At 41.0% G+C, this 12,362-nt stretch carries 13 protein-coding genes and 1 riboswitch; of the genes, 7 read left to right on the top strand and 6 right to left on the bottom strand.

The genetic code is table 11. From position 1 onward, the window contains the following. Positions 1-353 precede the first annotated feature (353 nt). Positions 354-1,943 carry a bifunctional phosphoribosylaminoimidazolecarboxamide formyltransferase/IMP cyclohydrolase gene (purH, locus tag ACYUCW_RS15375; protein WP_036919202.1) on the top strand — a complete coding sequence of 530 codons (1,590 nt, stop codon included), beginning with the start codon at positions 354-356 and terminating at the stop codon, positions 1,941-1,943. Positions 1,944-1,955: 12 nt separating this feature from the next. Further along, on the top strand, positions 1,956-3,245 hold the full coding sequence (purD, locus tag ACYUCW_RS15370; RefSeq protein ID WP_163748657.1) for a phosphoribosylamine--glycine ligase: 1,290 nt from the start codon (positions 1,956-1,958) through the stop codon (positions 3,243-3,245). 23 nt (positions 3,246-3,268) lie between these two features. On the opposite strand, the gene ACYUCW_RS15365 is transcribed toward purD, so the two are convergent. From ACYUCW_RS15365 to nudC, 6 genes are all read right to left on the bottom strand, one after another. Continuing rightward, positions 3,269-3,961, bottom strand: coding sequence for a DUF1481 domain-containing protein (locus ACYUCW_RS15365; protein ID WP_004246923.1), 693 nt, complete (start codon positions 3,959-3,961; stop codon positions 3,269-3,271). A 14-nt stretch (positions 3,962-3,975) separates the two neighbouring features. Continuing rightward, on the bottom strand, positions 3,976-4,248 hold the full coding sequence (locus ACYUCW_RS15360; protein WP_004246922.1) for an HU family DNA-binding protein: 273 nt from the start codon (positions 4,246-4,248) through the stop codon (positions 3,976-3,978). 190 nt (positions 4,249-4,438) lie between these two features. Beyond that, positions 4,439-5,029: a YjaG family protein gene (locus ACYUCW_RS15355; RefSeq protein WP_004246921.1), complete on the bottom strand. Its 591-nt coding sequence runs from the start codon at positions 5,027-5,029 to the stop codon at positions 4,439-4,441. Between the two features lie 74 nt (positions 5,030-5,103). Next, entirely contained in the window at positions 5,104-5,772 is a 669-nt protein-coding gene (gene nfi / locus ACYUCW_RS15350; protein ID WP_036907196.1) for a deoxyribonuclease V, read from the bottom strand. Then, complete coding sequence (gene hemE / locus ACYUCW_RS15345; protein ID WP_004249140.1) at positions 5,765-6,838, bottom strand: uroporphyrinogen decarboxylase; 1,074 nt, start codon at positions 6,836-6,838, stop codon at positions 5,765-5,767. The genes nfi and hemE overlap by 8 nt, the downstream gene beginning before the upstream one ends. 88 nt (positions 6,839-6,926) lie before the next feature. Beyond that, complete coding sequence (nudC, locus tag ACYUCW_RS15340; protein WP_004246918.1) at positions 6,927-7,712, bottom strand: NAD(+) diphosphatase; 786 nt, start codon at positions 7,710-7,712, stop codon at positions 6,927-6,929. 147 nt (positions 7,713-7,859) lie between these two features. On the opposite strand from nudC, the gene ACYUCW_RS15335 reads away from it, so the two are divergent. From ACYUCW_RS15335 to thiS, 5 genes are all read left to right on the top strand, one after another. Continuing rightward, positions 7,860-8,540, top strand: a complete 681-nt coding sequence (locus tag ACYUCW_RS15335; RefSeq protein WP_004246917.1) for an HAD family hydrolase — start codon at positions 7,860-7,862, stop codon at positions 8,538-8,540. A gap of 44 nt (positions 8,541-8,584) precedes the next feature. Then, positions 8,585-8,707: riboswitch (TPP riboswitch) on the top strand. 131 nt (positions 8,708-8,838) lie between these two features. Further along, positions 8,839-10,791, top strand: coding sequence for a phosphomethylpyrimidine synthase ThiC (thiC, locus tag ACYUCW_RS15330; protein WP_004246916.1), 1,953 nt, complete (start codon positions 8,839-8,841; stop codon positions 10,789-10,791). After that, positions 10,775-11,422: a thiamine phosphate synthase gene (gene thiE / locus ACYUCW_RS15325; RefSeq protein ID WP_017628672.1), complete on the top strand. Its 648-nt coding sequence runs from the start codon at positions 10,775-10,777 to the stop codon at positions 11,420-11,422. Before thiC ends, thiE begins: the two co-directional genes overlap by 17 nt. After that, positions 11,416-12,165 carry a HesA/MoeB/ThiF family protein gene (locus ACYUCW_RS15320; RefSeq protein WP_036907188.1) on the top strand — a complete coding sequence of 250 codons (750 nt, stop codon included), beginning with the start codon at positions 11,416-11,418 and terminating at the stop codon, positions 12,163-12,165. Before thiE ends, ACYUCW_RS15320 begins: the two co-directional genes overlap by 7 nt. Continuing rightward, the gene (thiS, locus tag ACYUCW_RS15315) at positions 12,162-12,362 is read left to right on the top strand and encodes a sulfur carrier protein ThiS (RefSeq protein WP_036907186.1); all 201 of its coding nucleotides are present in this window, start codon (positions 12,162-12,164) and stop codon (positions 12,360-12,362) included. Before ACYUCW_RS15320 ends, thiS begins: the two co-directional genes overlap by 4 nt.

Below are 12,362 nucleotides of genomic sequence, written 5' to 3'. Positions count from 1 at the left end.
TTTTGTTCTCTCAGCCGGTTCGCTTAGCGCCCTGTGCCGTGACAACGAGGACGCATTATAGGGAGTTTTCTGAGGCTGGCAATAGTTTTTTTAAGAAAAAAATTCGTTTGCTTAATTCCACAGCAAAACCCTTAGTTATACGCAGTTATCAACAATTTTATCCACAAGCCATCTTTTCCCACAAATTTAGCATGTCAAACGCAAACGTTTGCGTTATTATAATACCCAAATGAGTGAGATTGATTTTGTCTTCATCTTCTGAAATGTTAGTGGTGCAAACACAATTTCACTGTATCAACGTGACTTTTCATCACAATGACTACTGTTATACAAAAACCCAAGGGATAAAACTCATGCAACACCTTCGTCCTATCCGCCGTGCTCTTTTAAGTGTGTCTGATAAAGCAGGTATTTTAGAATTTGCGAAAGCGCTTGTAGAAAGAAATGTAGAACTTTTATCAACAGGGGGGACAGCGCGTCTATTAGCAGAAGCTGGCTTACCCGTTATAGAAGTCTCTGACTACACCGGTTTTCCAGAAATGATGGATGGTCGTGTAAAAACACTTCACCCTAAAGTACATGGTGGTATTTTAGGACGTCGTGGACAAGATGATACCATTATGGAGGAACATGATATTCGTCCTATCGACATGGTTGTTGTCAATCTTTATCCCTTCGCTAAAACAGTAGCTCGTCCCGATTGCTCATTAGCAGATGCTGTTGAGAATATTGATATTGGTGGTCCTACCATGGTTCGTTCCGCAGCAAAGAACCATAAAGACGTCACCATTGTGGTTAATAGCAATGACTATGAAAAAGTGATTGAAGAAATGGACAATCACCAAAACAGTCTGACTTTAGATACACGTTTTGATTTAGCCATTAAAGCCTTTGAGCATACCGCAGCTTATGACAGTATGATTGCGAACTACTTTGGCCAAAAAGTTGCACCTTATTATGGTGATACTTCACAACCATCAGGAACCTTCCCTCGTACCTTAAATCTTAACTATATAAAGAAACAAGATATGCGTTATGGTGAGAATGCTCATCAGCAAGCGGCTTTCTATATAGAAGAGAATATTGAAGAAGCCTCTATCGCAACAGCAAATCAATTACAAGGTAAAGCACTCTCTTATAACAATATTGCCGATACTGATGCTGCATTGGAATGCGTGAAATCATTTTCCGAACCAGCTTGTGTTATCGTGAAACATGCAAACCCTTGTGGCGTTGCTATTGCGGACACTCTCACACAAGCATATGACAAGGCATTTAAAACTGATCCAACTTCTGCATTTGGCGGTATTATCGCTTTCAATAGAAGCTTAGATGCAAAAACAGCAAGTGCCGTTATAGAGCGTCAATTTGTCGAAGTCATTATCGCGCCTTCTATTAATGAAGATGCTCTACCTATTTTAGCAACCAAACCTAATGTTCGTGTATTAGCCTGTGGTGAATGGCAAGAAGCTAAACCTGCACTTGATTTCAAACGGGTTAACGGAGGCTTATTAGTACAAGATCGTGATTTAGGTATGGTTAAAGAAGAAAACCTAAGGGTTGTCACGCAACGCCAGCCTAGTGAACGAGAATGGAAAGATGCGCTATTTTGCTGGAAAGTTGCAAAATTTGTGAAATCCAACGCAATTGTGTATGCCAAAAATGACATGACGATTGGCATCGGTGCGGGCCAAATGAGCCGTGTCTATTCTGCTAAAATAGCAGGGATTAAAGCGGCTGATGAAGGTTTAGAAGTAGCAGGTTGCGCCATGGCATCTGATGCATTCTTTCCCTTTAGAGATGGTATTGATGCGGCAGCTATGGCCGGTGTAACTTGTGTTATTCAGCCAGGTGGTTCTATTCGTGATGATGAAGTAATTGCTGCAGCTAATGAACACAATATCGCGATGATTTTTACTAACATGCGTCATTTCCGCCATTAATAAGGGATTGCTATGAAAATTTTAATCATTGGTAATGGTGGTCGTGAACATGCACTAGCTTGGAAAGCAGCGCAATCTCCTTTAGCAACCCAAGTGTTTGTTGCCCCTGGTAATGCAGGAACAGCATTAGAACATGACGTACAAAACGTCGATATTAGTGCCACTGATATTGCCGCATTAGTTGCATTTGCCCAACAAAATCACATTGATTTAACCATTGTGGGGCCTGAGGCACCATTGGTAATTGGTGTAGTAGATGCGTTCAAACAAGCGGGGCTCATGATTTTTGGCCCCACCAAAGGTGCGGCACAACTAGAAGGTTCGAAAGCATTTACAAAAGATTTTTTAGCCCGCCATCATATCCCAACGGCAGCTTATCAAAACTTTACTGAAATAGCGCCTGCACTTGAATATCTCCATAAAGTTGGCACACCTATTGTGATTAAAGCGGATGGCCTAGCTGCGGGTAAAGGTGTCATTGTTGCCATGACACATACCGAAGCAGAAAATGCGATAAAAGATATGTTAGCAGGTAATGCTTTTGGTGATGCAGGACACCGTATTGTTATTGAAGAATTTCTTGATGGAGAAGAAGCCAGTTTTATTGTTATGGTGGATGGTGAAAATGTACTTCCAATGGCAACAAGTCAAGATCATAAGCGCGTCGGTGATGGTGACTCAGGCCCAAACACCGGCGGAATGGGGGCTTATTCTCCTGCACCGGTTGTTACTCCTGAAATCCACCAGCAAGTCATGGATAACATCATTTATCCAACTGTCAAAGGCATGGCTGCCGAAGGACATCGCTATCAAGGTTTTCTTTATGCAGGCTTAATGATTGATAAGCAAGGTATTGCCAAAGTCATTGAGTTTAACTGCCGTTTTGGCGATCCGGAAACGCAACCTATTATGATGCGCATGCAATCAGACTTAGTTGATCTCTGTTTAGCGGGTGCAAAAGGCGAACTAGCCGGTAAAGACTCCATTTGGGATCCCCGCCCCGCTTTAGGTGTTGTAATGGCCGCCGGTGGCTATCCTGATAACTACCGCCAAAATGATATTATTGAGGGACTAACAGCAACATCTTCTTCAACAGCTAAGGTATTTCAAGCAGGAACAAAATTAACGGTTCAAGGTGAAGTTGTTACAGCAGGAGGCCGAGTATTATGTGCAACTGCTTTAGGGGAAGATATCGAACAAGCTCAAAAGAATGCCTATGCTTTAGCCAAAAGTATTCACTGGTATGGCTGTTTCTATCGCCATGATATCGGCTATCGTGCCATTGCGCGTTTAAAAAAGTAAGTTAAAACAGCAAAAGGGAGTGATCACAAACTCTCTTTTGTTGGTTCCCATTTACAAAAATCGTGTTCTGCAACCATTAACAACTGGTTACCTTCGGGGGAATCCAGCCAAGCAACATAAGCGGGACGAGTTAGATGCTGTGTTCTACGTTTTAGCCAACGTTGTTCTGGTGCTTCAAATGATACATTCACTTTTTCACCCGCACATGTTGTCAATGTATCTTGATACCAGGTTCCTTGAACTAACTTTACCTGACCTATCGCCAATGCCTTACTGATCTCTCGTTCTCGACTGGCTGCAAATACCATTTTTAAACGTTCATCTTCTGTTAATGGGCGCTTTTGTCCTTGATACTCTTGTTGCATAAAGATAACTTCGCCACGTTTATTTAAACGTAAATGCCAAGAGGAAGGATGGGAGGGATTAACGATTTCACTGCGAATTTGCCATAATCTATTTTGGCGGTACTCATAAAAAGTGACAACAGTTTCAGGCTTTTGATAAAAGCTATAGACACTCATAATCACTTGAGGCTCTGATGTTTTGTTATTTAAACGCCAAAGCCGCACAACCCCTTCATCTGCAATATAGCCCGTTGCAGAAAATTCGGGTAGTTGTGGAGAAGAAGAGCAGGCGCTGAGCAAAAAAGAGAACCCTATTGCTAACAGCCCCTGTCGTCTCAACAAAAGGGGAGCAACTCCCCCTCTATTGTTCATTCCGTTCAAAGGAATTATTTTACTGCGTCTTTCAGTGCTTTACCGGCAGTAAATGCAGGAACGTTAGCTGCTGCAATTTTAATTTCTTTGCCAGTTTGAGGGTTACGACCAGTACGCTCTGCACGGTGATTCACTTTGAATGTACCGAAACCAACTAACTGGACAGAATCACCTTCTTTCAGAGCACCTGTTACTGAGTCGATAAACGCTTCAATAGCAGCTTTTGCCTGAGTTTTTGTCAGATCCGCTTTTTCAGCAACTGATTCGGTTAATTCAGCTTTGTTCATAAAATAGTCCTTAAAGTATGTTTTATCGTTTGAAAAACATCTGGTGAAAAAACTTAATTCATCTTTTTTAGAGAGTCAGTTAAGCAAAACACCTGAGCCACTTCTTTTCGTACCCAATGTAGAACATACACGGGGGTAATGTGAAGTCTTTAAACGTCGCTTTTCAAGCACTAAATCACGTTTTTCTGATTTAGTGCGTTAATTCTATACCGATATTGCTCATTCCAGATTCGCGCAGGTCTGTACGCAGACCTTTTATTAGTTCAATATCTCTTTCTTCGCACTCAACAAGTAGGCGATAAATTTCCCATTGAATATCGAACTCTTCAGTGACCGCAGCAAGAGATTTTAATTCTTCTTCAGACATTTCTCTTTCTGCTTGTGTCATTTCAAGTGTAGCAACAGTTCCAACCGAAATTTTGCTCACTTCAATAGCATGACTGAGTGACTCACCACTTAAACGAGAATGAATAAGCTCACTCAGTGCCACACAGGCGTCGATTGCAGGATAGACACCATAAATATCAAACTGAGATGCATCAGGAATAGCTTCTTCTAATTTCTCTAATTGAGAATCAAAATTCACCTTCGCATCTTTTACCGTTAAAGTTTCCCAAACTAGATCGAGAATACGACGATACAGGGTTGGATCAGTAAATCCTGTTTCGCGACAAAATACCTGATAATTTGGATACATTCTCTCACACAGGCACGCCATAAACGTTAAGTGTTGCCAACTTTCAAGCTTTTCTAAACGTAAATGGATTGGGTTCTTCAACATTAGTGATTACTCATTTTCTTAACTTAGCCGCAGTTTACCTGAAAATTGAAAATATCCACATATTTACCGCCGATTTAGAGCTTATTCTTATTCAATTGCTCAAATAATCGCCTATTTGAGGCAATACCATCGGCCCAACGAGTCGGTTCAGGTAATCGATATCCATTTATACAGCGTTTTACCCACGCTAATGCACTCTCCATACTCACTTTATAGCCTGGAGAAATATATAAAGGTTTACATCTTTTTTTACTACGATAAATCCAACCTAACTGCTCATCCTTATCCATTAATTTTTCCGTACTTCCTACATCGTCGTCTAATTTTTTATCATCACCACATAAACGACTTTTTGCCACACCGATGGTTGGAATATCGGCTAAGAGTCCAAAATGACTTGCCACCCCTAACCGTCTAGGATGTGCGATCCCTTGACCATCAACAAAAACAAGTTGCGGTTTTTGCTTGATGCCCTGCCAAGCTTCTAATAACGCGGGACACTCACGGAATGAAAGGAGTCCGGGAATATAAGGTAGTAATGTTGCAATACGGGCTATTTGATATTCAACAATTTCAAAGGAGGGATAATGCATAACAACAATAGCGGCACGAGTGACCGCACCGCTATTTTCAAATCCGACATCGGCACCTGCAATATAAGTTGGTGCCATAAATTGGTCGGTTAAGATAATCTGTTGAGCTTTCTCTGTCTGCTCTTGGCGTAATTGCTGAGTATTAATCATTATCCTGATGATAAGGCTTCGATAGACGGTGAACCGCATCAATAAATGCTCCAGCATGCGCTGGTGGAACATCTTGATGAATACCGTGCCCAAGATTAAAGACATGACCAGTACCTTTGCCAAAGCCAGCTAAAATCGTAGCGACTTCTTGTTCTATTCTTGCTGGTGGCGCATACAACATAGAAGGATCCATATTACCTTGTAAGGCAACCTTATCACCGACTCGACGGCGAGCATCTTCGATATCAATCGTCCAATCAAGTCCTAATGCATCACAACCTGTGGCTGCCATCGCTTCTAACCAACGCCCACCACCTTTAGTAAATAAGGTGACCGGAACTTTTCTGCCCTCATTCTCACGAATAAGACCATCAACAATCTTATGCATGTATTGTAATGAGAACAATTGATAATCGCGTCCTGTTAGCACACCTCCCCATGTATCGAAGATCATGATGGATTGTGCCCCTGCTTTAATCTGAGCATTCAAATAAAGGATAACGCTATCCGCCAGTTTATCCAGTAATAGATGCAGAGCTTGTGGCTCGCTATACATCATTTTTTTAATTTTTGTGAACGCCTTACTACTTCCACCTTCAATCATATAAGTAGCTAGTGTCCATGGACTACCTGAAAAACCAATTAATGGCACATTACCTTGCAATGCATGACGAATAGCACGTACCGCATTCATGACATAACCTAGTTCATCTTCCGGATCAGGAATAGGTAATTTTTTTATATCATCAAGGCTATTTATCGGTGTTTTAAAACGAGGACCTTCCCCTGTTTCAAAATACAGACCTAATCCCATCGCATCAGGGATAGTTAAAATATCAGAAAATAGAATAGCGGCATCTAAAGGAAAACGTCTTAAAGGCTGTAAGGTAACTTCGCATGCCAATTCGGTATTTTTGCACAATGAGATGAAGTCTCCCGCCTGTGCTCGTGTTTCCTTGTATTCAGGAAGGTATCTGCCTGCCTGACGCATCATCCAAACAGGGGTGACATCAACAGGTTGGCGCAACAGCGCACGTAAATAGCGGTCGTTTTTCAACTCACTCATGTCTAACTCCATTAATAGTAATAGGGCCGCAAAATAGCGTGTAGTGTAACATGTTGGAAAAATAACAGTTGGCAGACAACACCTTTATTTAGCTATTTTCTTCATCTTGTCTAATATTCGCTATCGTATCTTCTATTAAACGTCGCGCAATAGTATCAGAAGGTGGTATTTGTGGTAACTCATCATAGCGATACCATGCTGCACTGATTAATTCCGAAGGATCATGTCGTAACTCTCCCCCTGCATAATCGGCAAGAAAACCCATCATAAGAGAATGAGGGAAAGGCCATGGTTGTGAAGAAACATAACGAATATTGCGAATATGAATATGACTTTCTTCAAAAACTTCGCGAGCTACCGCATCTTCTAAGCTTTCCCCTACTTCAACAAAACCAGCTAAAACGGTGTAGAGTGGTGAATGTTTATGCCTAACATGGTGTGCTAATAGAATTTTATCTTTATTACGAATACCAACAATAATACAAGGTGCTATTTGTGGGTAATAACGCTCATGACAGTTATCACATAAACATGCCCATTCACTCTCACTATGGCGCATTTTAGCCCCACAATAGCCACAAAACCGATGAGAACGATAAAATTCAGCAAGTTGAACACCACGACCGACTAATTTAAATAACTTTTCATCTTGAGATGCGATAAGCCTTGGTGAACACATATCGCTTTCCATTTTGTCATAAATCAGCCAGACGTTTTCTCCTTGCCATTCCCCAACAATTTTGGCTTGTTTACCCACAAGTCCCCAATCTGTTGCTAAACCAAATGGAAGTTCACCTTTGGGTAACCAAACTCGGCCACCTAGGCTGACTGTCCACCAGCCTTTTTCACCACCTGTTAGCGTATATAAATGCATAGTAATAATTCTATCTTAGTTAATGATATACAATAGAGGATACTCTCTTTCACAAGAGCCGCTCAATGAATTATGTCGCTACGCCAAAATTCATCTATACCTCCATGGTAAAAATATAAATTATATTTATAAATAAGGTTCACTCGAATGACAAACATAACGAAACATAAGATCGCTATTTTTGATTTAGATGAAACACTGTTAGCCGGAGATTCTAGCTGTTTATGGACAAATTACTTGTGGGAGAAAAAGAGAGTCACTGATCCTGCTTTTTTAGCTTTAGATAAACAAATGATCGCTGACTATTACGCAGAAAGGCTCAATATAAATAAGTACTTACACCAACATTTATCTTATTTTAATCAGCATAATATTGAAGAAATAAATCAATGGGTTACTGATTTTACTCATACCATAATCAAGCCATTGCTCTATCCTCAAGGCATTAATACTATAAACCTATACCGACAACAAAATATCCCCGTTATCATTATCTCTGCAACTATGTCTTTTCTGGTACATGCGATTGCAAAACAACTTAATGCTGATATTTCTATGGGCATTGATATGCAGATAAAAAATAATCATTATACAGGCCATATTGAGGGTATTCCTACCTTTAGAGAGGGTAAAGTCACTCGACTCAATCAGTGGAAAGAACAAAATAACATTAACAACTCTTATATTTATTTCTATACTGACTCAGCCAACGATCTCCCTTTATGCTATCAAGCAAATGAGGTTATCACCATTAACGCCGATGAAAGATTAAGCCAAATAGCAACAGAAAAAGAATGGCAACAGTGCTACTGGCAGTTAAATAAATAATCATTATCGGGCTTGTAGTTTTTAAGATCTTTAATATACTGTGGGCATTCTTGTCGGAGTGCCTAGTGTTTATAAGGCTATTTTTAACACAGGCTGAGACCGTTAATTCGGGATCCGCGGAACCTGATCGGGCTAATACCCGCGAAGGGAACAAGAGTCATTCGACCTTTAGATAGCTTCATTGTGTCTATTTTTTACACTCTTATCTGTCGATACTCCCTGCGACCTCCAGACAAGCATTTTTCTCAATATTCACCCGACAAGCCTTGTGCTTGATTGATATTTATTAGGAAATGCTATGTCCAAAAATCAAACTATCTCTATTAAAGATGTTTCGCCCACTGCGAATAAACAGCGCCCACGTAAAGAACAACGCGATGCAGCGCAATCCTTTATTAGCACTATTCAAGGTATTAATTTTCCCAATTCAAAACGTATTTATATCACTGGTACTCGTTCAGATATTCAAGTGCCAATGCGTGAGATCCAACTTGATAAAACCCTGATCGGTGGCTCAAAAGAAGATCCTATTTTTGAAGAGAATGAACCTATTCCAGTCTATGACACTTCAGGGCCTTATGGTGATCCAACTTCTCAACTTGACGTTAATCTTGGCTTAAAAAAAATTCGCCAACCATGGATTGATGCGCGTAATGATACCGAACCTCTTTCACACTTAAGTTCTGATTTCACTCAACAACGCCTTACTGATGCAGGATTAGAACATCTACGCTTTCCGTTAAAACCCAGCCCTAGAAAAGCGCTAAATAATAAGAGAGTGACGCAATTACATTACGCTCGCAAAGGTATTATTACGCCAGAAATGGAATTTATTGCCATTCGAGAAAATATGGGGCGAGAACGTATTCGTAGCGAAGTATTACGCCAACAACATGCCGGATTTAGCTTTGGTGCACATTTACCTGACAATATTACGCCTGAGTTTGTACGCCAAGAAGTTGCCGCCGGCCGTGCCATTATTCCTGCCAATATCAATCACCCAGAATCTGAGCCGATGATTATTGGCCGTAATTTCTTAGTTAAGGTGAATGCTAATATCGGCAACTCTTCGGTTACCTCATCTATCGAAGAAGAAGTAGAAAAACTGATTTGGTCAACACGTTGGGGGGCCGATACGGTAATGGATCTGTCAACTGGACGTTATATCCACGAAACACGTGAATGGATCATCCGTAATAGCCCAGTCCCTATTGGTACTGTTCCTATTTATCAAGCTCTCGAAAAAGTTAACGGTATTGCAGAAGATCTCACTTGGGAAATGTTCCGTGATACTTTATTAGAACAAGCGGAACAAGGGGTAGATTACTTCACTATCCATGCAGGTGTCCTATTACGCTATGTTCCTATGACCGCAAAACGTTTAACGGGCATTGTCTCTCGTGGTGGATCAATTATGGCGAAGTGGTGTTTATCACACCATAAAGAGAATTTCCTCTATACCCACTTCCGGGAGATTTGCGAAATCTGCACCGCTTATGATGTTTCATTATCATTAGGTGATGGTCTAAGACCCGGCTCTATCCAAGATGCTAACGATGAAGCACAGTTCGCTGAATTACATACCTTGGGTGAATTAACAAAGATTGCTTGGGAATATGATGTACAAGTCATGATTGAAGGCCCGGGTCATGTACCAATGCAGATGATACGTCGCAATATGACGGAAGAACTAGAGCATTGTCATGAAGCCCCCTTCTATACATTAGGCCCTCTAACAACTGATATAGCACCGGGCTACGATCATTTTACTTCCGGTATTGGCGCTGCAATGATTGGCTGGTTTGGCTGTGCCATGCTCTGTTATGTCACTCCGAAAGAGCATCTCGGACTCCCCAATAAAGAAGATGTGAAACAAGGTCTTATTACTTATAAAATCGCCGCCCATGCTGCTGATCTTGCCAAAGGACATCCCGGCGCGCAAATACGTGATAACGCCATGTCTAAAGCCCGTTTTGAGTTTCGATGGGAAGATCAATTTAATCTAGCACTTGATCCTGAAACTGCCCGTCAATATCACGATGAAACCTTACCTCAAGCATCGGGGAAAGTCGCTCACTTCTGCTCTATGTGTGGACCTAAATTCTGCTCAATGAAGATAACACAAGAAGTGCGTGATTATGCAGCAGGTATGGAGCAGATGTCGCAAGCCTTTAAAGCCCATGGTAGTGAGCTATACCACAGTGCAGAAATAGCCAGTTCCGAGGTAGCTGATAATGAACAGATCCTCTAATTCGGCTTTTGCCCCAACCGAAAAAAAGTTGGGGCTTTACCCTGTTGTCGATTCTATTGAATGGATTGAGCGCCTGTTGAAAATAGGTGTAACAACGATCCAATTACGCATCAAAGATAAACAGCCCAAAGATGTTGAACAAGATATAATCACTGCAATCAAATTAGGTCGTGAGTATAACGCAAGATTATTTATCAATGATTATTGGCAACTCGCCATTAAACATCACGCTTATGGTGTTCATCTTGGACAAGAAGATCTCGACATTGCCGATCTTGATGCTATTAAACAGTCAGGTTTATGCCTTGGTATTTCCACCCATAATGACACTGAACTACAAAGAGCAAAAAGGTTACTTCCCTCTTATATTGCTTTAGGGCATATATTTCCAACGACGACGAAAGATATGCCATCAAAGCCACAAGGTTTAAGAGCACTCAAACATCAAGTAGAACAAACTCATGATTTTCCAACCGTTGCTATTGGCGGGATCTCTCTAGAAAAAGTCTCTGATGTCGTAGCAACTGGCGTTGGTGGAGTTGCTTTAGTGAGTGCAATAACAAAGGCATCAGACTGGCAACAGGTAACACTTAAATTATTAGAATTAGTAGAGGGAAAACCATCATGCTAAATGATAATGATTTTATGCGTTATAGCCGACAAGTGATGTTAGAAGATATAGGATTAAAAGGGCAAACCAAAATACAGCAAGCCAGAGTATTAATTATTGGCTTAGGTGGGTTAGGCTCTCCAGCATCACTTTATCTAGCAGGTGCAGGAGTGGGTGAACTTATTTTAGTCGATGATGATAATTTGCATGTCTCGAATTTACAGCGTCAAATTCTCTATCGCACTCAAGATATCCCAGATGCAAAATCAGACATCGCCAAACAGGCTCTACTTGCCTTAAATCCTGACATTAAAATCACCACCTATAAACAACGTGTTAATGATGATTTTCTCTCTACGTTGCTTCAAAACATCGATTTAGTTTTAGATTGCACTGATAACATGAGCACTCGCCAAGCAATCAATCGTATCTGTGTTAAACAACAAATACCGCTTATTAGTGGCAGTGCCGTTGGATTTAGTGGTCAGTTGATCGTGTTTGAGCCCCCTTTTATGCATGGTTGTTACCACTGTCTCTATCCTGATAACAAAGAGCCACAACGCAATTGCCAAACAGCTGGAATTCTAGGCCCCGTTGTAGGGGTCATTGGTACTCTGCAGGCACTTGAAGCAATTAAGTTACTTGCAGGTTTACCAAGTACGTTAAGTGGAAAACTACGTCTGTTCGATGGTAGAAAACAAAATTGGAGCACCTTGCGCTTAACACCATCAAAAAACTGTCCTGTTTGTCGAGGGTTAGCATGAATATTACCGTAAATGACGAACGTTATTCTCTGGATATGCCTGTCACGATAAGCCAGCTCCTTATTGAGTTAAAACAACCCTCTATAGGGGTGGCACTCGCTATCAACGACATCATTATTCCGCGTGAAAACTGGAATACACAAATGATCAATGAGGGTGACACAATTCTTCTCTTTCAAGCAATTGCGGGAGGCTGA

The organism is Proteus sp. MB838 (assembly GCF_054767435.1).
This window is presented reverse-complemented; position numbering and strand designations above follow the sequence as displayed.

Bases quoted from the DNA above. Each gene is read 5' to 3' on its own strand.
- purH (WP_036919202.1), top strand. From the start codon at position 354: ATGCAACACCTTCGTCCTATCCGCCGTGCTCTTTTAAGTGTGTCTGAT.
- purD (WP_163748657.1), top strand. From the start codon at position 1,956: ATGAAAATTTTAATCATTGGTAATGGTGGTCGTGAACATGCACTAGCT.
- ACYUCW_RS15365 (WP_004246923.1), bottom strand. From the start codon at position 3,961: ATGAACAATAGAGGGGGAGTTGCTCCCCTTTTGTTGAGACGACAGGGG.
- ACYUCW_RS15360 (WP_004246922.1), bottom strand. From the start codon at position 4,248: ATGAACAAAGCTGAATTAACCGAATCAGTTGCTGAAAAAGCGGATCTG.
- ACYUCW_RS15355 (WP_004246921.1), bottom strand. From the start codon at position 5,029: ATGTTGAAGAACCCAATCCATTTACGTTTAGAAAAGCTTGAAAGTTGG.
- nfi (WP_036907196.1), bottom strand. From the start codon at position 5,772: ATGATTAATACTCAGCAATTACGCCAAGAGCAGACAGAGAAAGCTCAA.
- hemE (WP_004249140.1), bottom strand. From the start codon at position 6,838: ATGAGTGAGTTGAAAAACGACCGCTATTTACGTGCGCTGTTGCGCCAA.
- nudC (WP_004246918.1), bottom strand. From the start codon at position 7,712: ATGCATTTATATACGCTAACAGGTGGTGAAAAAGGCTGGTGGACAGTC.
- ACYUCW_RS15335 (WP_004246917.1), top strand. From the start codon at position 7,860: ATGACAAACATAACGAAACATAAGATCGCTATTTTTGATTTAGATGAA.
- thiC (WP_004246916.1), top strand. From the start codon at position 8,839: ATGTCCAAAAATCAAACTATCTCTATTAAAGATGTTTCGCCCACTGCG.
- thiE (WP_017628672.1), top strand. From the start codon at position 10,775: ATGAACAGATCCTCTAATTCGGCTTTTGCCCCAACCGAAAAAAAGTTG.
- ACYUCW_RS15320 (WP_036907188.1), top strand. From the start codon at position 11,416: ATGCTAAATGATAATGATTTTATGCGTTATAGCCGACAAGTGATGTTA.
- thiS (WP_036907186.1), top strand. From the start codon at position 12,162: ATGAATATTACCGTAAATGACGAACGTTATTCTCTGGATATGCCTGTC.